This is a genomic window from Streptomyces sp. NPDC007157 (genome assembly GCF_040634235.1).
In the GTDB taxonomy this organism is placed as follows: domain Bacteria; phylum Actinomycetota; class Actinomycetes; order Streptomycetales; family Streptomycetaceae; genus Streptomyces.
Genome location: NZ_JBEYFE010000017.1, coordinates 92,448 through 115,677, shown reverse-complemented (window position 1 = coordinate 115,677; position 23,230 = coordinate 92,448). Strand labels below are relative to the sequence as shown.

Annotated in this window: 14 protein-coding genes; 7 read left to right on the top strand and 7 right to left on the bottom strand. The window is 68.1% G+C overall.

Going from position 1 to position 23,230, the window contains the following annotated elements; genetic code table 11:
- Positions 1-36: 36 nt before the first annotated feature.
- Positions 37-1,857 carry a glycoside hydrolase family 15 protein gene (locus ABZ642_RS28505; RefSeq protein WP_360489291.1) on the top strand — a complete coding sequence of 607 codons (1,821 nt, stop codon included), beginning with the start codon at positions 37-39 and terminating at the stop codon, positions 1,855-1,857.
- Between the two features lie 3 nt (positions 1,858-1,860).
- Positions 1,861-2,250, top strand: a complete 390-nt coding sequence (locus ABZ642_RS28500) for a hypothetical protein (RefSeq protein ID WP_360489290.1) — start codon at positions 1,861-1,863, stop codon at positions 2,248-2,250.
- A gap of 932 nt (positions 2,251-3,182) precedes the next feature.
- Here the strand turns inward: ABZ642_RS28500 and ABZ642_RS28495 are convergent.
- The 4 genes from ABZ642_RS28495 to ABZ642_RS28480 all read right to left on the bottom strand — a co-directional run bounded on the left by ABZ642_RS28495 (position 3,183) and on the right by ABZ642_RS28480 (position 10,069).
- Positions 3,183-3,962, bottom strand: a complete 780-nt coding sequence (locus ABZ642_RS28495) for a hypothetical protein (protein ID WP_360489289.1) — start codon at positions 3,960-3,962, stop codon at positions 3,183-3,185.
- Between the two features lie 302 nt (positions 3,963-4,264).
- Positions 4,265-8,773, bottom strand: coding sequence for an NACHT and WD repeat domain-containing protein (locus ABZ642_RS28490; protein WP_360489288.1), 4,509 nt, complete (start codon positions 8,771-8,773; stop codon positions 4,265-4,267).
- Positions 8,774-8,778: 5 nt separating this feature from the next.
- Complete coding sequence (locus tag ABZ642_RS28485; RefSeq protein WP_360489287.1) at positions 8,779-9,294, bottom strand: hypothetical protein; 516 nt, start codon at positions 9,292-9,294, stop codon at positions 8,779-8,781.
- 502 nt (positions 9,295-9,796) lie between these two features.
- Positions 9,797-10,069 (bottom strand): hypothetical protein, encoded by a 273-nt coding sequence (locus tag ABZ642_RS28480; protein ID WP_360489286.1) that lies wholly within the window; start codon positions 10,067-10,069, stop codon positions 9,797-9,799.
- Between the two features lie 48 nt (positions 10,070-10,117).
- Here ABZ642_RS28480 and ABZ642_RS28475 point away from each other — a divergent pair, with 48 nt between their 5' ends.
- Positions 10,118-11,647 (top strand): SpoIIE family protein phosphatase, encoded by a 1,530-nt coding sequence (locus ABZ642_RS28475; protein ID WP_360489285.1) that lies wholly within the window; start codon positions 10,118-10,120, stop codon positions 11,645-11,647.
- Positions 11,648-12,131: 484 nt separating this feature from the next.
- Here the strand turns inward: ABZ642_RS28475 and ABZ642_RS28470 are convergent, their stop codons facing one another.
- A complete protein-coding gene (locus tag ABZ642_RS28470; RefSeq protein WP_360489284.1) occupies positions 12,132-13,049 on the bottom strand; it encodes an endo-beta-N-acetylglucosaminidase H in 918 nt (305 codons plus the stop codon).
- A 495-nt stretch (positions 13,050-13,544) separates the two neighbouring features.
- On the opposite strand from ABZ642_RS28470, the gene ABZ642_RS28465 reads away from it, so the two are divergent.
- The gene (locus ABZ642_RS28465) at positions 13,545-15,470 is read left to right on the top strand and encodes an N-acetylmuramoyl-L-alanine amidase (protein ID WP_360489283.1); all 1,926 of its coding nucleotides are present in this window, start codon (positions 13,545-13,547) and stop codon (positions 15,468-15,470) included.
- 144 nt (positions 15,471-15,614) lie between these two features.
- Here ABZ642_RS28465 and ABZ642_RS28460 read toward each other — a convergent pair whose 3' ends face one another.
- Positions 15,615-15,899, bottom strand: coding sequence for a hypothetical protein (locus ABZ642_RS28460; RefSeq protein WP_360489282.1), 285 nt, complete (start codon positions 15,897-15,899; stop codon positions 15,615-15,617).
- Positions 15,900-16,032: 133 nt separating this feature from the next.
- On the bottom strand, positions 16,033-16,488 hold the full coding sequence (locus tag ABZ642_RS28455; RefSeq protein WP_360489281.1) for a ricin-type beta-trefoil lectin domain protein: 456 nt from the start codon (positions 16,486-16,488) through the stop codon (positions 16,033-16,035).
- A 204-nt stretch (positions 16,489-16,692) separates the two neighbouring features.
- Between ABZ642_RS28455 and ABZ642_RS28450 the strand changes: the two genes are divergently transcribed.
- The 3 genes from ABZ642_RS28450 (at position 16,693) to ABZ642_RS28440 (ending at position 23,021) form a co-directional block, all read left to right on the top strand.
- The gene (locus tag ABZ642_RS28450) at positions 16,693-17,460 is read left to right on the top strand and encodes a class I SAM-dependent methyltransferase (RefSeq protein ID WP_360489280.1); all 768 of its coding nucleotides are present in this window, start codon (positions 16,693-16,695) and stop codon (positions 17,458-17,460) included.
- Positions 17,461-17,778: 318 nt separating this feature from the next.
- Positions 17,779-20,586, top strand: coding sequence for a TIGR03767 family metallophosphoesterase (locus tag ABZ642_RS28445; protein ID WP_360489279.1), 2,808 nt, complete (start codon positions 17,779-17,781; stop codon positions 20,584-20,586).
- Between the two features lie 212 nt (positions 20,587-20,798).
- Positions 20,799-23,021 carry a TIGR03767 family metallophosphoesterase gene (locus tag ABZ642_RS28440; protein ID WP_360489278.1) on the top strand — a complete coding sequence of 741 codons (2,223 nt, stop codon included), beginning with the start codon at positions 20,799-20,801 and terminating at the stop codon, positions 23,019-23,021.
- The last annotated feature ends 209 nt before the right edge of the window (positions 23,022-23,230 follow it).

Here is a 23,230-nt window from a genome sequence, read left to right as displayed (position 1 = left end):
GAAGCGGGAGCTTCTTCCGAGACCTCGGAGTTTGCAATGGACCGCTACCCTCCCATCGCCGAGCACGGCCTGGTGGGCGACCTGCAGACCGCCGCGCTCGTCTCGTCGCAGGGCGTCGTCGACTGGTTCGCCGCTCCCAGGTTCGATTCGCCCAGCATCTTCGCCGCCCTGCTCGACCACGATCGCGGCGGGTACATGCGGCTGGCCCCCGAGAACCCCGACGCGACCTGCAAACAGCTCTACTACCCCGGCACCGCCATCCTCGTCACCCGGTTCATGTCACCGGACGGAGTGGGCGAGGTGTTCGACTTCATGCCCCCGGACCAGACCCGCACCGCCACCGACCGGCACACCCTGGTCCGCGGCGTCCGTGTCGTGCGGGGGACCGTCGAATTCACTCTTGAGTGCCGGCCGCGTTTCGACTACGGCCGAGCCGAGCACGAACTCGAACTCGGCGAGAACGACGCTCTGTTCCGGGCGCTCGGGATCGACGGGCATCTGCAGTCCACCTTCCCACTGGAGCGGGACGGCCAGGACGTGCGTGCCAAAGTGACTCTGAAAGCCGGCGAAGCCGGCGGTGCCGTGTTCACCGTCTGCGCGTCCGGCGGTAAGGCACCCCCGCCGCCCACGATCGACCGGCTCACCGGACAGGTGGAGGAAGTCGGACGGTTCTGGCAGCACTGGCTGCGCCAGTCCCGCTACCGGGGACGGTGGCCCGAGCTGGTGCACCGCTCGGCCATCACCCTCAAACTCCTCACCTACGCGCCCACCGGCGCTCTGATCGCGGCGGCCACCATGGGCCTGCCCGAGGAGGTCGGCGGGGAGCGGAACTGGGACTACCGGTTCACCTGGGTACGCGACGGCTCGCTGTCCGTGCGGGCCATGCTGGACCTCGGCTTCGTCGAGGAAGCGACCGCCTTCGTCCACTGGCTGGTGGACAGGCTGCGCGAGCGCGAGGGCAAGGAGGGGGAACCGCTCCAGACGATGTACCGGATCGACGGCAGTCCGGATCTGCCGGAGGAGACACTCGATCACTTCGAGGGCTATCGCGGCTCCGCGCCCGTCCGCATCGGCAACGGCGCCGCCGACCAGCTTCAGCTGGACATCTACGGCGAGGCCATCTACGCGGTGTCCCAGGGGGCAGAAATCGCACACCAGGCCAGTTTCAAGGGATGGCAGGCACTTACCAGGGCACTTGACTGGTTCGCCGACGCCTGGGACCGGCCGGACGAGGGCATCTGGGAGACCCGCGGCGGCCGCCAGGACTTCACCTACAGCCGGGTGATGTCGTGGGTTGCCCTCGACCGCGGGATGCGCCTGGCCGAGTCCTTCCGCAGGCCCGCCGACGTGGCGCGGTGGCGCACGGCGAGAGACGCCGTATTCGAGCAGGTCATGGAACGAGGCTGGAGCGACAAGGAGCACGCCTTCGTCCAGCACTACGACAGCGATGTTCTGGATGCCTCGCTGCTGCTGATGCCCAGGGTCGGGTTCGTCGCCCCGAAGGACCCGGCGTGGCTCTCCACGCTCGACGCGATGGACCGCAAGCTCGTATCGGACAGCCTCGTCTACCGCTACGACCCCGCTGCATCGCCGGACGGGCTGCGAGGCTCGGAGGGCACCTTCAGCCTGTGCACCTTCCTCTACGTCGACGCGCTGGCCCGGGCGGGGCGGCTGGCCCAGGCCCGCTACAGCTTCGAGAAGATGCAGACCTACGCCAACCACGTCGGACTGTTCGCCGAGGAGATCGGCCCGAGCGGGGAGCAACTGGGCAACTTCCCGCAGGCGTTCACCCATCTGTCCCTGATCATGGCCGCCATCACCCTCGACGAGGCGCTCGACGCGGAGACCGAGCGCTGACCCATGGTCACGCATGCCCATCCGGCCGGACCGCCACCGCTGACGGCGACCGGGACCGACGCGTTGTACCGACGGCTGCGCTCGCGCGCCTCCTGGGCCAAGGGCGGGCGGGGCGCTCTGGATGCGCTCACCCCCGCCCGTGTGCCGGCCGCCACCCGCGAGATGGGGACCGGACGGACGGTCACGTTGGCCGCGCCGGTGGAGACTTCGCCCGGTCCTGACAACCCGGAGCCCTCGAGGCACGAGATGCGCGGGAGCGTCGGTAGGCGCAGCGGGTACCCCAACGTCTTCGGTTGGCACCGGGACCTGAAGGTTTTGGACTTCCTCAGCGCCACCAGCGCCGAGCTCGACATCGACGAGTACGACATGGCCGGAGCCGAGGACCCCAGGTGAGTACATGACCTCGTACTCACCTGGCGCATGAGTCGCACTCCGACGGCTTGACAACAGCGTCAGGAGGCGGGGACGGATCCGAACGGATTCCACTCACGTGCTGGCGGCGGTGCGCCATCTGAACCGGGGTGAATTGGTCGCTGAGACGCTGCGCTGTTGCCCTGGAGGAACTCGCTCTGCCGGGCGAGGAGTGGCTGGCCGCTCTCGTGACTCCTGGCTGGGCAGACCGGTATGGCCGACCGGTGCGCTATGACCGCCTTCCCTGTGGCGGAGACGCATTGATCGCCTGAGTGCTGCCGGTGGGTGAGGACGGGCTGCCCATTCTGCGCGCCGTCCATCGCGACGATGCCCTGCCTGACCTGCGGGAGTTGAGGTCGGCGCAGGTCCTGCGGCAGGTCTGGGTCCGGCAGTACTGGCACGACGCAACGGGCGCTGTCGGCCGCCGAGCAGGCCCAGAAACGGCACACAGAGGTGGACCGGATCTGGCAGCAGCGTCTGCAACGCGCGGACTATGCCGCCGACCGGGCCCGGCGCCAATACCAGTTGGCCGAGCCTTGACCGACAAGGGCCGCTGGAAACGGGACCCGCTCGCCGCCTTGTCGTTGGCGACTCGCGGCCGCCGACGACGTCACCGTGCTTGCCTTTCAGAAACTGCTCACCGACTGGCGGGCGACGTCCCCGCGTAGCGGAGTTCATGACCCCGGGCGCGGCGTGGAAGTCGCCGACCACGGCTGTGCCGAGCTCACGCTCCAGGCGCCGGGCCTTCGCCAGCCGGTTGCGGGTCGGGCCGCCTGCCCGGCCGCCCGCGTGCTCACTTCTCGCAGCGTGGACACCGGCCACGGTAGGGGCCCGTATGACGGCTTTGAGCAGGGGCGGACGTCCTCGGCGGCACCGGCGATCAGGCAACTGCCGGCAGGGGCGCCGTCCGCCGGTTACTTCAGGTTGAGTGTGTCCCCGGTCGACACCTTGCGTGAGGTGGTCGTGGTGCCGGGGAAGTACCAGCGCCAGCTGCCCGCCGCGGTGACGGTCACCTTGGTGCTCAGCTTGCCGGCGTCGCCCGTGGTCATGGTCTTGACCGTGCTGTAGTGGGCGGCGCCCTTCTTCCGGAACTGGAGCTTGACCTGCTGCCCGGTGAACCCGTGGTACTTCAGGTCCTCCCAGTTGGCCCGCGACAGCTTGCCGGTGACGCTCGCCTTGGCACCCTTGGCGACCTTGGCGGGTGCGATCACCGTGGTGAGTTGGGTGGCCCGCTTGACCTTGTACTCGGCGATGTCGTCGGAGATCCAGTAGTCACCGTCATTCGCCTTGACGGTGGCGTCGACCCGCCAGACACCGGCGACCCTGTTGGTGTCGATGTCGTCGCTGTCGGGGATCCAACTCGGGTCGATGGTCATGGTGGCCCGGCACACCGAGGTGGTCGCGCTCTTCTTCGTGCAGGACGAGTCGTCGTTCCAGGTCGCGAAGGTGTAGGCGTTCGTCTTGTTGAAGGTGAAGACGTCCGTGAGCTTCTTCACCCCCGAGTTGTCCTTGACGGTGATGTCGATCGGGTACCGGATCGTCTTCGACGTCCCCACGATGACATTGCCGCCGCCGTTGACGACGGTCTTCACCACCCGGATGTCGCCCCGCCCCTCCGCGTGTGCTCCGGTAGCCGTCGTCAGCACCAGGGCCGCCGCCCCGCTGGCCGCGGCCCAGGCCGTTCTGCCTCTCATGATCCTCCCCTTGTCGTGCGCGTGCCAGGAGAGCCTATGTGATCCGGAGACATTCCCGGTCACAGCCGCTGAACCGGGGTGCGTTCATCTGGTCCGGCGCGCTGGCGCTCAGTCTTCCGGCGCATTCACGGTGGGCCCGCCAATGGGCGTTGCCACGCCTTCGGGTGGTGGTTCGCGCGTGAGCGCAGGCGGAGCATGTCGAGCGCGTACATGAGGTAGAGCCGGGGCTGGTCGCGTGGATGTGGCGTACCGCTGCCGGTCACCGCCAACTGCACGCACCTTACGGCCGGTGTTCAACACGCTTACGTACACACGTGCCGGTAGGGCAGGTCCTGGATGTAGAGAGCCCATTCGGTGCGCGGCAGATCGTGGCCTACACGTTTACAGAGAGTGGCGACGAGCACGTCCGGGTCGAGTGCCGTCTGGACGAGGAAGATCCCCTGCCGAGTTGCCGACTGGGTCCAGGAGATGCTGGCGGCTGCCCCTACGGCACGGAGGTTTTTTCCACTGGCGTCGAAGGCCAGCCCGCTGACAGTCAGTTGCGGGTACAGCGGGAGTGGGGCGCCGAGGGCGCGGAATGTGTGGGTGTCCCAGAGCGTGGCTTTGGGGGCTAGGGGCTGCTGGGCGGCCAGTTGGCGCCCGTCGGCGGAGAAGGCGAGCAGGCCGCCGTGCGAGAGCATGCCGTTGCCGTAGGAGTAGGCGTTTCCGTCGTCGAGATAGGTCAGTCGCTCGGTGGCCGTGCTGTTCCACAGGGCCAGGCCTCCGGCGTAGTCGGTTGCGGCGAGCAGCGAGCCGTCGGGGCTGAACGCCGCCTGGGTGGCCGTTCCATAACGGGCGAGCACAACTCTGCGTATCCGCCCTGACGGTACGTCGATGACCTCGCCGGCGTCAGTGACCAGGAGGCGGCCGTCGGAGCTGAGGGCCAGCAGCCTGCCGGCGACATGGCGGATGGTACGGATCTCTGCGCCGGTGTTCACCTGTAGAGCCTGCACCGTGGTGCCGTCACCGAGCGCGGCGGTGGCCACCGTGCCGTCAGCACTCAGCAGCAGGTTTGCGCTTCCGAACGGGGACGACTTGCTTGTCAACGGGTCTGAGAAGACCAGCCGGCTTTCTCGGCGGCGGGTCTGTGTGTCCCACACGGCTGCCGTGGACGCCGTGGGGTCAGCGACCATCAGGAGTCGTCCGTCGGAGCTCAGCGCCATCGGAGTGGGTCCCGGATTTTCCGGGACGGCAGCGGATCCGGGCTGGGTGGCAAGGGCTTGTCCGATTGCCCGGCCTGTGGAGGGGGCGATGATCCGGACTTTGTTGCGTCTGCCCTCGGGGCTCTGCACGGCCACGACTCGTCCGTTGGCGCTGATCGCGCTCGCCCCGGCGGCGGTGGAGAAGGCGTGGCCGGCCCCGGTGTCCATGTCGATGGACCTGACGGCCAGTCCGGCGTTGATACCGCGCAGAAACCGTAGCGTATGGCCGTCCGGGGCGAAGGCCATGAAGTCTGCCTCCTCGTTGGTCAGGAGATAGTCCTGGTCGGGGCTCTGACCGCTCAGTGATGCCAGTTTGATCGCCTGATCGTCGGATACGGCGAGCCGTGTGCCGTCGGGGGAGAACGCGACGGAGATGGAGGAGGGATAGCCGGGGCCCAGGATGTGGAATGCCGAGAAGAGCCCTCCGGTATGACCCGTGTCGGTGTCCCAGAGCATGAACTGGCCTGCGGATGTCCCTGAGGTGAAGACGGCGGCAGCCAGCTGTTTTCCGTCGGGGCTGAAGTGCAGGGATCCCTCCTCGCATACGACGGAAGAGGTCAGGCTCCGTGAAATGCTCCGCCGCGTCCGCACGTCCCACAGTTCCAGTGCCGTGGGCTGGTCTCCGGTCTGGGGTATGTCGCAGAGGGCCAGATGGCCGTCATGGGACAGCTCCGCTGTCGTGGCCGGGCCCGGTGTTTGCAGTAGCCGGCGGTGGGTGACTGTGTCCCAGACCTCCACGTGACGACCCGAGGTCAGGGCCAGAAGCTGTCCGGAATCATCCAATGCCAGCGGTGTGCTGTCCTGGTCGCCCACCGTCTGGCGGCGCATCTGCCGGCCGCGGTCGACATCCCACAGGCGCACGCCCTCGCCGGATTGCACTGCCGTCACCCGACCGTTGAAGTTGATGACGGCTGCACCGGCATCAGGGCGTACCGAGACATCGTCGGACACGTCGAACTTATGGGTGAGCTTCTTGGCAGCGACGTTCCAGGCGTGTGCCGTGCCCTGTGCGTCGACGGCCATCACCACCCGGCTGTCTCCGGACAAGACGATCTGAGGTTCGGACAGATTGGGCAGGGAGAAGGTGTCCTGGTCCTGCTGTACGGCGGCGGTCAGCAGACCGGACCGCGTCTCGGGCACCTGCGCGGTCTTCCATGCGGCGATGTTCAGCAGCATCGCGGCTGGCGGATCGAACTGCCGCAGTGTGTCGGCCCGGGCTGCGATGTTGCGAGCGGCCGCCTGCCGCTGGTTCGCCGCCAGGGCCTGGGAGCGCTGTAAGGCCAGCAGGCCGGCCACGAGAGCCAGAACCAACAGCAGGCTGCCACCCACAGCCCAGGCCCGCCGTGTACGGGCGCGTCGCTGGTCCAGGGTCATCGAAGCGTTCAGGAAATCCTGCTCGACGACGGTGGGACGCAGATGAGCGGGGGAGCGTGCCGCCCAGGCGACCTCCTGGCGCAGCAGGACCGTCTGCTGCCGCAGTTCGCTCTCCTTGCGCCCAGAGTCCTGCCATAACCGCGCGGCAGCTGCCAGACGTTGACGTATCAGAAGACCGGCCCGGTCGTCCTCCACCCAGGTCCGCAGCCGCGGCCAGGCCCGGATGAGGACCTCGTGGGCGATCTCGACCGCATCAGTGTCCCGGGTGATCAGCCTGGCTTCGGTCAGGGCGTCCAGCACGACTGTCGCATCCGGCAACGGCAGGTCCACGAGCAGATCGGCGGGGCGCATACGGCGCCGGGTCTCGGTTTTGTCGGTGACCTGGATCAGCCGCAGCAGCAAGGTCTGTGCCAGCTCCTGGAGGCCCTCTGTCTCCAGGGCCCTGTAACAGGCGTCTGCCGTTGCGGCGATCGCGCCGTGGATCCCCCCTGCCGCGCGGTAGCCCGCGAGCGTCAGCGTCTTGCCCTTGCGCCGCTCCCACACCGCCTGCAGCGCATGCGCCAGCAACGGAAGCACCCCCGCGTCCGCGGCCTCGCGGTCGTCACCCTTCTCCTCGCCCAGGCCAACCTCCGCCGTCAGCCGCAGGAGTCCCAGGTCACGCAGCATGATCTCGACCAGACCGGACTGAAGCCTCAGGCCACACAGACCCGCCGGAGCGGTGATGGCCTCGGCCAGGCCGTTCTGCGTCATGGGACCGACCACCACAGCCTGTCCTAACGCCTGCTCCAGCTCCGGCCGGGCCAGGCACTCGGCATAGAAGTCGGCCCGCACCCCGAGGACCACCAGCGCACCCCCTGCCCCACTGGCTCTCTTTGCGGCCGCGCTCAGGGCTCCGATGAATGTCTGCCGCTGCGTGCGGTCCCCACACAGCGCGAAGACCTCCTCGAACTGGTCGACAATCATCACCAGGCGCGTCCGTCCGGTACTTCGGCCACCGGCCCTGTCCTTGAGGATCTTCTCCACGAACTCGCCTATGAGTTCAGGCTGTGCCGACAGAACGGCCGTGATGTCCTCGGCCTTCTCGCCCGCGCCCAGGCGAGCCAGTGCCGCGGCCAGAGCGGCCACCGGCCGGCCGGTCGGGGAGAACCGGACATGAGGCCAGGTGGCGGAGCCGGGAAGACCGGCATCACCCCGGCCCAGCGCCGGTATCAGTCCAGCGCCGAGCAGCGACGACTTGCCCGCGCCCGACGGCCCGATCACCACCAGCGGCTCTGGCGTGTCCATGCGCTGTGCCAGCTGCGTGGTGAGTCGGTCCAGTAACTCCCTCCTCCCGAAGAACCACGCCGCCTGCTCCGGGCCGAACGCCCCCAGCCCGGGGTAGGGACATACAGCGCCGGCGCCCGTGTCCTCGGGGCTCTGCGTTTCGTCGGCGCTCCCGCTGTCTGCCGGCGGCCGGTAGGCGGGATTGGCGCACAGCACCATGTCACCGGCCCGGCCGCTCGCCCGCTGGCGAGGAACGGGAAACCCCTGTTCGCCGAGGGTCCGCTGCAAAGAGCGTGCCGTTCCCAGCAGCGTCAGCTGAGGGCCGGCCTGGGGATCGCCCTGCCGCAGCAGCCTGATCAGCTCCCCGGTGAACGCCGTGTGTACCGCGTTCTTCGGCGCCAACGCCAGTTCCTCCCTGGCCGCGGCGGCCAGCACGAACCCGCCGTCGATCTGTGCCAGATCCGTCTCCAGCCCTTCCGGGCCCGGTCCGAGGAATCCGACGGCATGCCCGGAGAAGCAGCAGTCCAGCGTCACCACCAGGGCATCCGCGGAACTCAGCAGTAGCGAGTCACGCACCGACGCATACGGCAGCGCCGTATGGGCAAGCCACCCTGGCTCCGTACGAGTCCGGCCCGTCGCCAGATGCAGCTGACCGCTCGGACTGACCAGCCCGTGCCCCACATAGTGGAACCAGAGCACCCCGGCACGTCGTCCGATCTCCTCCGCGACAGCGCGCCCCAACTCGCCGGGCTCCTGCGGATCCAGCACTATCCGCAGGTTCGCCTCACCGAGCCCGCACCGCTCAACCAGCGCCTGCCCCAGGTCACGGACACTGGCCCGCACCGCAGCCACGTCCTCCAGTCCCGACTCCGTGCTGTAGGTGCCGCATCCCGCCAGAAGAACCCGCGCGCCACCCGCGGCGAGAGCCCCCATTCTCCTCACTCCCCGTCCGGAGTGCCCGAGCCGCGCTCGAGTTGGCGGACGGCGTTCTCCACCAAGGCACCTAGCTCGTCCGGCCCCCGCAGACTGCGCGCGATCGGAGCCGACACCTCCACTGAACTTCCGTCCGGCCGGCTCAGCTTGCACACCACGTCCCCGGCCGCCTGCCGCCGAGCCCAGGACACCACGGCACCCACCAGTACCGCGACCGCTCCGCCAGGCGCCAGCACAATGGCGAGTGCTTCGGGCAGGCTGCCCAGTGTCTCCGGCTGCGGCCGTGCCTCCACGAAGCCGACACGCGCACGCCATTCAGGATCTTGCACCAAAGACGTGTACAGCGATCGCAGAGATGCGCTCGAGGTTTCCCCACGGATCTCGATCCGGACTGTGTCGCCCACGGTAATCCCCCCGATTGCGCCGTTCCTCGCGTATGACGGGATACCGCATTCACTCAACCGAGCACAATAGTCAAGTGGGAGTATATACCTGACTAGTTGTCTATTTCCGTCATTCATCTATATCGGTAAGGACCATAGTGGGCAACAGAGCGACACAGAACGCCATGAATCGTCCCACAGATGCCTTTGCCTGCCAGCCGGTCAGGCTGGGGCACCGCGTTGTTTGCAGGCGCGGTGGACGAATGCGCGCACGTCCAATCAGTGCCGCCAGGGGGGAGGGCAGGGCTGACGCTGCGGATGCAGACCTCGGCGCGGGGGGACACGGCCACAGGCCGGCGTCCCCGTTGTGTGCCACTGGCCGGCTTCACAGCCGGACCGGTCGACGGCAGCCTTCACTTCGGCGTGCTGTGCGACCAGCGATCACGGTTCGTTGTGACCAGTATGAGGACGGTTGCTTCCGGGAAATCCATCACAGCCACTTCGGGCAGGGCAGAAAAATGGGGGCCGGTACTCAGGAGAGCACCGGCGCCCACAACATGGCACCTCTCGCTTCTACGATCGCCACTCCCGGGCTGATCGGACTCTTCTGGTCCCGCGGGGCCGGGCGGCAGCAGTGCCGTCAGGCCCAGGCGAGGGCGTCCTCGACGGGCACGCGGGGCAGCCGCGGGAACCACGGGTCGGCACCGGGGTGACCGATGTTCACTACCAGTTGCGAGCGCCAGCTGGTACCGGCGAAGAACTCCTCGTCCATGCCGGCCTTGTCGAAGCCCGCCATGGGACCGGCCGCGAAACCCGCCGCACGGACCGCGATCAGGAAGACTCCGGTTTGCAGTGCCGAGTTGTAGACCGCACACCTGCGTTCGGGGATCTGGCTGCAGTCGACCTTGCGCACTCCGTTTTCGACGGGGACGAACCGTCGAAGCGGCTGGGCGGTGGAGACATGGGCAACGCGGCCCTTGCACCGGCCGGCGCGGTGTGGCCGGCCGGCATCAAGCGCGGCGAGTCCATCCCGCCCCTTCCCGACCACCCCCTGCTGCGCAGCTTCCGTCACGGCGAGCCGGTCGTCTTCGACCTTGACGACTTCATCGCCATGGTCGGAGACCCGCAGCTGGTCGAGTTTCTCATCCCGAAGGACGCCCATTCGGTGATGGCGGCACCGTTGCATGCCCGCGGGCACACGCTCGGCGCCATATCGGCCTGGCGCTGCGGCCGAACCGCCCCCTTCACCGAGGACGAGGCGGATCTCATGAAGCAGATCGCCTCACGCGGCGCGCTCGCCATCGACAACGCCCGCCGTTACACACGTGAGCACCGGGCGGCGGTAGCACTGCAGCAGCGTCTCCTTCCCCCGGCCACGACCGACACTCCGGCAGCCGAGACCGCTGGCATCTACCTGCCCGCGTGCGGGGGAGCGGACATCAGCGGCGACTGGTACGACGCCATTGCCCTGCCCTCTCTCCGGGTAGCCCTTGTCGCCGGAGACGTGGTCGGCCACGGCATGCCCGCGAGCGCCACCATGGGCCGCTTGCGCGCCGCCATCCAGACGCTCGCGGACCTGGAACTCGAACCGGACGAGCTGCTCACCCGGCTCGCGGACCTGGTCCAGCGCCTCGCGGCCGAAGCCCCGCCCGGCGACCGCGACATCGTCGGCGGCACATGCCTGTACGCGGTCTACGACCCGGTCACCAGGCGCTGCGCCATAGCCAGTGCCGGACACCCGCCCCCCGTCCTGGTCCGGCCCGACGGAACCGCCGAAGCAGTCGAAATCTCCCCCGGGCCGGCACTCGCCCTCAGCGGCATGCCGTACGAGACCACCGTGATCGACGTCGAGCCGGGCAGCGTCCTCGCCCTCTACACCGACGGCTTGGTCGAACGGGGCGATCGCGACACCGGTCAAGGCCTGCCACGCCTGACACGTGCCCTCGCCGCGCACTGCCGTTCGGATCGTGCCCTGGACGAGACCGGCCGGGCTCTCCTCGCCGACCTGGCGGACCAGGCCCCACGCGACGACGCGGTCCTGCTGCTGGCTCGCACCCGCGCCGTCCCGGCGGCGGGCACCGCGCACTGGGAGATCCCGGCCGATCCGGCCGCTGTCTCCAAAGCTCGCGAGTGGATAACCCGCCAACTCACCATGTGGGGCCTGGACGACCTCCTCTTCGCCACCGAACTCATCGTCAGCGAACTGGTGACCAACGCCATCCGCTACGGCCGTCCGCCGATGGACCTCCGCCTGATTCGCCACCACGTCCAGGTGTGCGAGGTCACCGACTCCAGCAGCACCCAACCGCGCCTGCGGCATGCGCGCACAACGGACGAGGGAGGACGCGGCCTGTTCCTCGTCTCTCAACTCGGCAGACGATGGGGTTGCCGCCACGGCCAGAACGGCAAGACGATCTGGTCCGAGCAAATCATCCCGAATTCCCGTGAAGCTGGGACTCCCCGAAGTGGGTCGAGGCAGAGTCACCCATAGCTCTGATATCTCTCGCCCCGTGAGCCAAGCCATGTAGCGGCTACTGGAAATCGGATCAGGAACTCTGTGATCTCCCCTTGACCACGGCGAAGGGGATCGAGATCGACGCGTTCGTGCCGCTCGAATCAATCGACCTGATCCCGATCGGCGGGGGCTACTACCAAGACCGTGTCAGCGGTCCTGATACCGGCTTCCGAAGCTGCCGTCACGCCGACCGCGAGCAGCACCGGGGCCCGTGTTCATGTGGCGAAGATTGCTAGTTGACATCGGGCGACGTTCGTGACCTGCGCTGATGCCAATTAGCTTTAGCGGCCCGAAGCGCAGAATCAGAGAGAAAGTTGGCACTTTGGTGCAGCGCAGGTCACGGTACCTACGGCGACCACGCCTCCGACATCGTTGTCGAAAGCGTGGCCTGCCCGAGGTGTGGCCCTACGGGATGCAGCAGGCCCCGAGGGGGCACCGGACGCCGGGGAACGTGATCGGCCTACGGCGTGTAGCGGGCGTCACTGCCGTACAGCTCCCTGGTGAACGCGGAGACATCGGCGCTGCGATCGGCGCCGTCGAGGTTGTACGTCAGATAGACGCCGTACCCCTCACTGACCGTGCGGCGGGCGAGGCTGGTGACCGTGCTCTGCGAGGTCCCGCCGATCTCGACGGCCGCCGGCGACAGCTTCGACTTGGGCAGTGCGATGCCGGGGACCTGCCAGGAGCCGTAGTACGGGTTCCAGGCGTAGTCGAACTTGGACGTGATGTCGACGCCGCCATAGGACAGGCGCGACGCGGCCGGTCCGATGTTGTAGAGGCTGATGATCTTGCCGGGCATGTTGGCGCGCAGTGCCGACACCAGGTACACGAACGAGCTGGCGTTGGGCTGGCCGGTGCCGTTGTTGCCGTACTCGGCGTACTCGTCGTCGAAGTCGATGCCGTCGAGGCCGTACTTGGACACGGTGTCCGACAGTCGTTTCGCGAACGTCGAAGCCGCCTGCTGGGACGGGAAGTTGGCGAAGCCCGCGCCCTGGTGGTTGCCGAGCACCGAGAGGACGACCTTGATGCCCTTCTGCTGCAACGGCCGTATCTGCGTGGCGGCGTTGTCGAGGACGCGTTGCACGTTCTCGTTGAAGTACAGGGTCGCCGCCTTCGTGCCCGTGTCGTAGTTGATGTTCGCGGCGAAGATCACGGCGACGTCGAAGACGTTGCCGCCGCCGTTGGTGAGGGTGTACTTGCCGACGTTCAGCATGCTGTTGTTGTTCACCTCGACGTACGCCACCGAGGTCGGTCCCTGTTTCGCGGCAGCGGGGGCCGCTGCCGCGCCGGTCGTGGCGGTCGCGCCGAGGGCGAGGGCCATGACGGCCGAGAGCGCGAGCGCGGCAGTCCGTACTCTGCTCCGCACCGGAGTGAACATCGTTGATCGGTCTCCCATCGCATGGAGCGGCGCCCGACCTGTTCGGAGCGCCGAGTGAGCCCCCCGATCTTTCCGCTCCCGTGACCGAATCCCCAGAACCATGCGAGAACTCTTCACGACTCCCGCGCACATCGCGCGGTAACCCCGAGTCCGGGCAAGGGAGTTACTGGAACGCTACGCTACGCTGCCGCAATGTCCCAGGCCTGCGACCAACACGGCGAAGGTGCGGCCGTGCTCAGAACCGGAGATCCCGGTCAAACCCTGGTACCGGGACAGTGGCGAAGGCCAGATCCACTCCCCGTACAGCGTCGACGCCGCCGCCCCTGCCGGCCCGCCCCCATGGCAGCTGACGGCGGCGGTCGTGTCACAGCCGGCCCGGCCGGCCGGTCAAGTAGTCAACGGCGCCTCAGGCCCGTGACATTCGTCGTCCCGCACCGCCATCCGCATGGCAGACGTGACGACCGCGAAACCCTCATCACCGTTAGGAACAGCATCTTGCACAAGAGAAAGGCGCGACTGCGCATCGCCACCGCTATCGCCGCGAGCGCGCTGGCCGCAGGCGGCTTGGCCACCCTGCCCTTCCACGCGCTGGCCGGCACCGCGGACGACGTGTCCACCTCACGTCAGGAGGACTTCGTCTCGGCCGCCGCGCAGTACCACATTCCCGTCAACGTCTTGCTCGCGGTGGCATACGAGGAGTCGGGGTGGGACGCGCACGGCGCGCTGCCCAGCACCGAGGGCGGCTTCGGACCGATGCACCTCACGGACGTCACCCCCGCCATGATGGCCCGCGGAGCCGCGGGCGCCGCCGGGCGCAGCGACCTCGCTTCCCTCGCCGCGGATCCGGCCCTGCACACCCTGCAGGCGGCTGCGAAGCTGACCGGACTGCCGGAGGACACCCTGCGGTCGAATCCGGCCGCGAACATCCGCGGCGGCGCCGCGCTGCTCGCGTCCTATCAGCGGGAGGTGACCGGTGGCACGCCGGCCGACGCCTCCCAGTGGTACGGGGCCGTGGCCCGGTACAGCCAGTCGTCGCAGAAGCAGGGGGCGGTCCGTTTCGCGGACCGTGTCTTCGCCGTCCTCCGCACCGGAGCCGCCGGCGTGACGCACGACGGCCAGCGGGTGCGACTGGCCGCCAGCCCTTCCGTGCGACGCGCGGACGCGCAGGTTGAGCGACTGCACCTCAAGACCGCGGCGACGGCCGACACGGAGTGCCCGCCGACGGTCGACTGCACGTTCGTCCCCGGCTCCCCGGTGGGCGGCCAGGTGTCGAACCGGCCGACCAACGGCATCAGGATCGACTCCATCGTCATCCACGACCTCGAATCCACCTACGACGCCGGGGTCAATGGCCTGTCCGACCCGAAGAACACCGTGTCGACGCACTATGTGATGCGGTCGTCGGACGGTGCGGTGACCCAGATGGTGCCCACGAAGGACATCGCGTTCCACGCGGGCAACTACTCGACGAACCTGCACTCCATCGGTATCGAGCACGAGGGCTACGCCGCACAGGGCGCGACCTGGTACACCGAGGCGCAGTACGAGGCCACGGCCGACCTGGTCAAGTACCTGGCGGGACGCTACGACATACCCCTGGACCGGCAGCACATCCTGGGGCATGACAACGTTGCCGGACCGAACTCCTCGCTGGTCTCCGGCATGCACTGGGACCCGGGCAACGGCTGGGACTGGGACCACTTCATGCGCCTGCTCGGCCGTCCGCTGAGCGGGCTGCACGGCGTTCCCGAGGTGGGCTCGGTCGTGACCGTCGACCCGCCGTTCGCCGACAACGTGCAGACCGTCGAGGTCTGTCCGGCGGACGACCCGACCGGTGGCACGCCCGCCTGCACGGACAAGCAGCAGGCCTCGAACTTCGTCTACCTGCGTACCGCTCCGGACGCCGATGCCCCGATCTTCGGCGACCAGGCCATCCACGGAACCGGCGCGGGCACCGACCGCATCAGCGACTGGGGTGGCACCGCGCAGGCCGGACAGCAGTTCGTGGTCGCCGATGTACAGGGTGACTGGACCGCCGTCTGGTACAGCGGGTCGAAGGTGTGGTTCTACAACCCCCGCGGCAAGAACACCAGGGCCACCTACGGGGTGAAGATCATCAAGCCCGCGGTGGACACGGCGGTGGCCGTCTACGGGTCGAGCTACCCGGACAAGTCGGAGTACCCGGCGGGCCTGGGCGCCTCCACCCAGGCCCCGTTGAGCATGTACACCGTTCCGGCCGGCCAGGCGTACGTCGCCACCCAGCCGGCGGCCGCCACCGACGACTACTTCACCTCCGGAGCGGTCGTCATCGGCAGCAAGAAGATGTACACGATCCAGTACAACCACCGCGTGGCGCTGGTCTACGCGAACGACGTCACCGCGACCACCGCGATCCACCACTGGGAGGACGACGCGAACTGACGCGTCCTCAGCCAGGTGACGGGTAGGTGACGAGACCCGGCCGGATAGCAATGGCACCACTCCGGCCGGGTCCCTCACCTGAGAGGTGGCTCTGCGAGGCCGAGGGTGACGGGCGAAGTTCTGCCTCTAGCTCCTCCACGCACATCACCTCGGCCCCCCCGCCGCGCTTCCATAACCGCCCGCGTCGACGGCATCCGCCACCCCGCTTTCCGAAGCCCCGGGCGAACAGATCCGGCGCGAACCGGCCTGGGCGGCCCGACCGGCGTTCACGCCCTTCAGGAACGGATCGCACTGCTGGAGCAGGAGATCTTTGACCTGCAACGGAAGCTCGTGGACCAGGACGAAGAGCTCGACGCCGAGCGAGCAGCGAACCGAGAACTGATGGCCGAGCGGAACATGACCGCACGCCGGCGCTGATGCCCAGGGCATCGGGAGAGCGCCGATCGTCCCTTGCAGAAGATCGCCGACCGGCTGCCCGTGACCTGACCTGGGGCTTCCAGGATGCCTCGTGAGCGCCTACGACGGTTCTGACCGTCTTCACCACTCACGAGGCATCGAACGGTCAGCGGTGGAGCGTCCACTGCTGGGAATCGCCGCCGGTGCACTTGACGAGCGTGACGTGATGGACGTCTCCCGACCCCTCACCGAGGCAGGTCTTGGTCACGTTGTTGATCAGCTCGAAGCTCGAGGTGGTGAAGTACGCATCCCACAGTGCTGCCGGGTCGCTGGACGAACACGGCTTCATCGTCGCCTGACCGTTGCGGGCGACCAGGCACAGCCTGGCACCCACGTTTTGCCGCATTTCGGAGAGCTGGCCGATGGTGTCGTTCATCAGCCAGGTCTGGTACGCGCCTCCGTTGCACCCTGTCGCGTAGGGCCCGAAGTCGGCCCGAAAGTCCAGGCAATTGTCCGTGGCCACGTTCTGCACGTGGTAGTAGACCGGCGCCGCGGTCGCCGGCGTGGTACCCAGTCCCCAACCCAGCGCAACGGCCGCACCCACGGCGGCGATCTTCTTCATCAACGCGGTCCCCCTCGGCTTGTTCTGGCATGAAAAAGCACCACCGAGCAGTAAACCGGGGATACCGGCCGGAAGGAGCGTCAACGGTCGATATATTCACAAACGCCACACTCGCCGTCAGCCTCAACGAGGTCCTCGGCCGCTGACAGCACCGCCCAGAGAAGATCAAGCACCGGAGGCGCGACTCATGTGAGGATGCTGGGCATGTCTGGTCGCGCGCTGAGTTTCGGAGTGATGGCGGAAGCATACGAACGGTTCCGGCCGGGGTATCCCGTGGAGCTGTTCGACATGGTGATGGCATACGCGGGCCATCCGGTTCGGACCGCCCTCGAGATCGGCGCCGGGACAGGCAAGGCGACCCGCCTGTTCGCTCAGCGGGGGGTCATGGTGACCGCTACCGATCCTGACGGGTCCATGCTCGCCGAGCTGCGCAAGCACGTGCCGACGAACGTCAGACCGGTGCAAGCTGCGTTCGAGGAGTTGCGACCAGGCGAACGGTATGGGCTGGTCTATGCGGCGGCTGCGCTGCATTGGACGAACCTGGAGGGTCGGTGGTCGCGCATGGCCGCGCTGCTGGAACCGGGTGGCGTGTTCGCCTCATGCGGCGGGCCATGTCGACTGGCTGACCCGGCTGTAGAGGAAGCTGTCCGCGCGGCGCGAGCACCATTCTTGGAGAGTGACGAGATTTCGTCGCCTGACGGAACGCCTCCGGGTCATGAGATGCAGTGGCCGGGTACGGAGTTGCAACGGTCCGAGTGGTTCACCGGCGTTCAGCAGTCCGTGCTCGAACGGCGCGTGACGATGAGCGCTCACGACTACGTTGGTCATCTCTCCACCATCTCGGCTTATCTCGTCCTGCCGACTGTGGAGCGAGAGCAGGTATTCAGCCAGATCATGCAGGTACTGCCGGACAGAGTGGAGATGGCCGCCGACATCACCGTCCATCTGGCGCGTCGGCGCTACGAGGATTGATCACGACACCTCGCCATGTCAGCCCGCCGGCCCCAGGCCGGTGCCGAGCCACCTTCACTCGCGTATGGCGTGCGTGCACTGGTTCGAAGAACGGTGCCACCGGGACCGGCCCCCACAGGTTGTCATCGGTACCCGTGCCGCAGAGGCCGGGGTCGAGCTCCGCCGCGACGTTCCCCCTGCCCGACCGCTGACGGACACGCCTGTGGAACGAGGCGGAACGGAATGGAACGCCGTAAGAGGAGACGGGGTTGGACCTTTCCTGGGAGACATGTCGTGGGTATCTCGCGAAGAACGCTACTGACGACGACCGGAGTGGGCGTGGTGGCGGCAGCTATCGACGCGGGCGGTTTCCGCGCTGCAGCCGAAGCCGCGACCTCGGTCGCAACCGGCAAGGCCGCGGCCGCCTCCGCACCGGACGTGCAGGTGGTCACCACGTGGGACCAGACGGTGCAGCGGGCGAGCTACGCCCAGGGCGCGGGGTACCAGCGGCTCGTCGCAGGGCCGGGGGAGCCGCACACCATCCGCACCGACCTCTGGTCCCGCTTCGGTCCTCCGACCATGGTGCTGGCGACGTTCGCGCAGATGACCGACCTGCACATCGTGGACGACCAGTCGCCGGCCCGCCTCGAGTTCATGGATCGCTACGCGGACGCCGGCGCCCCGCACTACGGTTCGTACCCCACCGATTCGGCCTATCGGGGTCACGAGTTCCTCTCGACCCAGGTCGTCGACGCGATGTGCCAGGCCATCGCCGGGATCGGCAAGGGCCCGCGAAGCGGGAAACCGCTGCAGTTCACCATCGTCACCGGCGACGCGATCGACAACTGCCAGCACAACGAGAACCGCTGGTACATCGACCTGCTCGACGGCGGCCAGACGATCGTCCCGGACTCCGGCCAGATCGGCCTGGACCAGAGCTTCTCCAGCGGTGCCCTGACCAGCGGCGGCACCGGGGACAACCACTACTACTACCCGTCGGTGCCCCCGCAGCAGGTGCCGGGCAACCAGTACACCGGCACATCAGGGCTCGGATTTCCCTATGTTCCGGGCCTGCTGGACGCGAGCGGAGTGGTGGGCGCGGCCCGCCGGCCGTTCGTCTCCCACGGCCTGGGCATGCCCTGGTACGCGGCGTACGGCAACCACGACGGACTGTGGCAGGGCAACGAGCCCATCGACAACAACCTCGTCGACGTGCAGGGCATGACGGTCGGCTCGTCGAAGACCACCGGCACCTCCGCCGATCTGCCCGACAACTACAGCGACCTCGGCACCTTCGGCAAGCTGATGGTCGCCTGGGACCTGGAGGGGACCCGGGTCGCCGCGGACCCCAACCGGCGGCTGCTCACCCGCAAGGCGTTCATCCAGGACCACTTCAACACCGCCGGCCTGCCGGTCGGGCACGGATTCCAGGGCGTCGGGATCGACAAGGCCTACTACGCGATCCCGTCCGGTTCCAGCGACCTGATCCGCTACATCACCCTGGACTCCACCAACACCAACACCGACGGCTTCGGCTCCGGTGCCGCGGGCGGGTCGATCGACACCGACCAGCTGAACTGGCTGGAACAGCAGCTCAGGGCCAACAGCTCGCGCTACATCGACACCAATAACCGCATCGTCACGCAGAGCGGTGTGCAGGACAAGATGTACGTCCTGTTCTGTCACCACACGCTCAACACCATGGACAACCTCGACGACGGCATCTTCGGCGGCATTTTCGGGGACCGGCACACCGGCGACGAACTCAAGTCGCTGCTGCTGCGCTACCCGAACGTGATCGCCATGGTCAACGGGCACACCCACGCCAACAAGATCGTCCCGCATCCGACGCCGGCCTCCAGCCCGATCTCCGGCGGCTTCTGGGAGATCTCCACGGCCTCGCACATCGACTGGCCGATCCAGAGCCGCATCATCGAGATCATGGCGAGCCCCGACGCCCAGAATGCGGGCGAGTTCGGCTCCTCCGCCGGACCCGCCACCATCTCGATCTTCACCACCATGGTCGACCCCGCCGCACCCCTCTCCTTCGGCGGTGACACCAGCACCCCCGCGCAACTCGCCTCCCTGGCACGGGAGCTGGCCACCAACGACCCGCAGGAGGTGAGCCACGGCATCACCAACCGCATGGGCGTCAACCAGGACCGCAACACACAGCTGCTGCTGCCGGCCCCCTTCCCGCTGCACGCTCCGCACCCGCTCGGCTCCCCGGTCGCCGCGGCCCGGAACAAGGACGGGCGGCTGGAGCTGTTCGGCACGGACGCGCAGGGCAACCTGTGGAACACCAGCCAGCAGACCGCCGGCGGCAGCCTGCAGGCCTGGACGAAGCTCGCCAGTGGCCCGGGATGGCAGTCCGTCACCGCCGGCACCCACCAGGACGGCCGGGTCGCGGTGTTCGCCATCGACCAGAACGGCTACGTGACCCGTCGCACGCAGACCAGCGCGGGCAGCAGCACCTACACGGCACCCCAGCAGTTCGACTCCGGCTTCACCTCGGCGACCGCGGTCCAGGACCAGTGGGGCGGCATGCAGGTCTACGCGACCCGCAGCGACAACACCCTCCGCCACCGCTGGCAGGACTTCCTGAACGACGACACCGCCTCGAACGGCTGGTTCACTCCCTGGACCCAGCTCGGCGGCACCGCGATCCAGCTCGCCGTCGAGACCGGCGCCGACGGGCGCGCCGTGCTGGTCGCCATCAAGGAGGACGGCCTCCTCATCCAGCGCAAGATGAACGTCCCCAACGCGCAGACGGAGAGCGAGTGGGGCGGGGTGTTGCCGGTCGACGGCATCCTCGACTCCATCGACATGGCCCGCAACCTCGACGGTCGCCTGGCGATCTTCGGCACCAACCCCGACGGGATGCTCTGGCGCCGCTTCGAGACCGCCCCCGCCGCCGGCACCTGGCAGTCCTGGGCCCAGATATCGACCCAGCACGGCGGCACCACGCTGCGGATGCGCCACGTCGCCGCCGAGCGGAACGGGGCCGGGAAGATCGAACTGTTCGCCGTCGACGACACGGGCACGCTGTACCACTGCACGCAGACCGACCCCAACAGCACCACCTGGTCGGCCTGGCAGTCCTACCAGTTCCAGCTGCGCGCCACTCACACGTTCGTCGGGCTGTGAAAGGTCCGGCAACACCTGACCCGTCCCGCTCCTCCGCCTGAACACAGGTGCCGGTCCCGTCGCTCAGCGACGGGACCGGCACCTGCGCGGGTTTCCGCCTCCCCGCAACCCTCCCGTCACGGACCCCTCGGGACTCCACCGCAGTCAAAGGGGTGCGGGACGGGCGAACGACGACTTCGCAGCATGTCACGTCCCACACCGAAGGAATCGACATGACAATCTCCCGACGCAGGATTCTGACCGCTGCCGGAGTGGCTCTGGTGGCCGCGGCCATCGATACCGGCGGTCTGCGCGCCGTCGCCAGTGCCGCATCGCCGCCTCTCGGCACCGGTGCCGCATTCGGGCTCACCACCCTGGACCAGACCGTGCAGGTCGGTCCCGACCTGGGCCTGGGATACCACGGCGTGGTCGCCGGGCCCGGCGAACCGCACATCATCCGCAACGACTTCACCCTCGCCGCCTCGCCGCAGGTCACCCGGTCGCTGATCGCCTTCGCCCAGATGTCCGACCTGCACATCGTCGACGACCAGTCGCCGCTGCGGGTCGAGTGCCTGGACCGACTCGCGGACTACGGACCTCCGCACTACAACTCGTACCCGACCGAATCGGCGTACCGCGCGCACGAATTCCTTTCGACACAGACGACCGACGCGATGTGCCGAGCCGTCCGGCAGGTCCTCCGCGGCCCGCGTACGGGCACACCGCTGGCCTTCACCGTCGTCACGGGCGACGCGGTCGACAACTGCCAGTACAACGAGTCGCGTTGGTACATCGACCTGCTCGACGGCAATACGGTGCGCCCGGACTCCGGTGACCTCACCAAGGACGAGAGCGTGGCCGGCGGCCAGTTCGGGACGGAGACCCACTACTGGCATCCGGAAGGACGGCAGACTCCGCCCGACAACAACGCCCAGCACGGCTTTCCCGTCGTGAGCGGCCTGCTGAACGCCGCCCGCAGATCGTTCACGGCGACCGGGCTGGGCATGCCCTGGTACGCCGCCTACGGCAACCACGACGCGCTCGTCCAGGGCAACGTGCCGATCGACATCCTCCCCTTCGACCCGCTCAAGAGCATCGCCACCGGCTCCACCAAACTGACGGAGATCGAGGGCGTCCCGGACGTCTTCGACAACACCGCGACGTACTATCTGGACCTGCTGGAGGACGTACTGACGGGCGAGTTCACCCTTCAGACCGCCCACGTGACGGCAGACCCGTCCCGGCGGCTGCTCGCGCGGAGCGATTTCATCGCCGAGCACTTCAACACCACCGGTGTCCCGCGCGGTCACGGCTTCACCTCCGGCAGCGACAAGGGCTACTACGCGATTCCCTCGGGGACCGGCGACGCGTTCCAGTTCCTTGTGCTGGACACGACCAACACCAGCGGCGGTGCCAACGGCGCCATCGACACCAACCAGTGGAACTGGCTGAACGCCCAGCTCAAGGCCAACAGCTCACGCTACGAACTCGACGACTCCGACGGCACCAAGGCCAGGACGGTCGTCACCCAGCCCGGCGTGACCGACAAACTCATCGTCATCTGCTGCCATCACACGCTCGACTCCATGGACAACACGGACAGCGGGTCCCCGTACGGCGGCACGGAACTCCGCGACCTGCTGCTGCGCTTCCCGAACGTGATCCTCATGGTCGACGGCCACACCCACACCAACAACATCTCGGCCCACAAGACTTCCTGGCCGTCCGTCATCGGCAACGGCTTCTGGGAGGTGAACACGGCGTCGCACATCGACTGGCCCATCCAGAGCCGGATCTTCGAGATCGCCGAAGGCGGCGGCATCCTGTCGATCTTCACGACCATGGTCGACTCAGACGCACCGCTGTCGTACAACGGGGACACCAGCACCCCCGCCGCGCTGGCCTCGCTGGGACGCGAGCTGGCGGCCAACGACCTCCAGGCGGTGGCGGCCGGCATCGGCAAGCGCCGTGGAACGGCCGATGCCCGCAACACACAGCTGCTCCTTCCCGCTCCCTTCTCCCTGCCCGCCGGCCGCGGTACGCCGCTTCCGAGCGCCGGCTGGCCGGTGGTTCAGCAGGGGGCGAGCGGTGAGCGGGTCAGGACCGCGCAGTACCTGCTCAACGCCAGGGGAGCCACGCTGAGCGTGGACGGCGCCTTCGGCTCCTCCACCGCCAGCGCGGTGCAGTCCTTCCAGTCCAGCCGCGGTCTGTCCGCCGACGGGATCGTCGGACCCACGACCTGGCGGGCCCTCGCCATTGCCGTGCAGCAGGGCAGCAGCGGCCCCGCGGTGACGGCGTTGCAGCGCCAGCTCAACGCCCACGGGGCCGCACTGAGCGTGGACGGCGCCTTCGGTCCGTCCACCGGCAGCGCGGTGCAGTCCTTTCAGTCCGCCCACAGCCTTCCGGCGGACGGGGTCGTCGCGTCCACGACCTGGCAGACACTGACCGGACTGTGACGCGGACCGTCCACGGGACTGCCGGGCGGCCGACGCCGACCCGCTGGTGCCGCGGCGTGCGAAGGCGGTACTGAGGGGGCGGTTGACCGGGTACGGTGCGCCACCGCCGGCGGGCCCAACGGGTTCTGTACCCGGCACAGGGCCGGCCGGCGGGCCGCACGACCGGGCCCGAGCAAACTCGTCCGCGTGCGTACGGGGAAGTCCCGGAC

Bases quoted from the DNA above. Each gene is read 5' to 3' on its own strand.
- ABZ642_RS28505 (WP_360489291.1), top strand. From the start codon at position 37: ATGGACCGCTACCCTCCCATCGCCGAGCACGGCCTGGTGGGCGACCTG.
- ABZ642_RS28500 (WP_360489290.1), top strand. From the start codon at position 1,861: ATGGTCACGCATGCCCATCCGGCCGGACCGCCACCGCTGACGGCGACC.
- ABZ642_RS28495 (WP_360489289.1), bottom strand. From the start codon at position 3,962: ATGAGAGGCAGAACGGCCTGGGCCGCGGCCAGCGGGGCGGCGGCCCTG.
- ABZ642_RS28490 (WP_360489288.1), bottom strand. From the start codon at position 8,773: ATGGGGGCTCTCGCCGCGGGTGGCGCGCGGGTTCTTCTGGCGGGATGC.
- ABZ642_RS28485 (WP_360489287.1), bottom strand. From the start codon at position 9,294: ATGAATGACGGAAATAGACAACTAGTCAGGTATATACTCCCACTTGAC.
- ABZ642_RS28475 (WP_360489285.1), top strand. From the start codon at position 10,118: ATGGGCAACGCGGCCCTTGCACCGGCCGGCGCGGTGTGGCCGGCCGGC.
- ABZ642_RS28470 (WP_360489284.1), bottom strand. From the start codon at position 13,049: ATGTTCACTCCGGTGCGGAGCAGAGTACGGACTGCCGCGCTCGCGCTC.
- ABZ642_RS28460 (WP_360489282.1), bottom strand. From the start codon at position 15,899: ATGCCCTGGGCATCAGCGCCGGCGTGCGGTCATGTTCCGCTCGGCCAT.
- ABZ642_RS28455 (WP_360489281.1), bottom strand. From the start codon at position 16,488: ATGAAGAAGATCGCCGCCGTGGGTGCGGCCGTTGCGCTGGGTTGGGGA.
- ABZ642_RS28450 (WP_360489280.1), top strand. From the start codon at position 16,693: ATGTCTGGTCGCGCGCTGAGTTTCGGAGTGATGGCGGAAGCATACGAA.
- ABZ642_RS28440 (WP_360489278.1), top strand. From the start codon at position 20,799: ATGACAATCTCCCGACGCAGGATTCTGACCGCTGCCGGAGTGGCTCTG.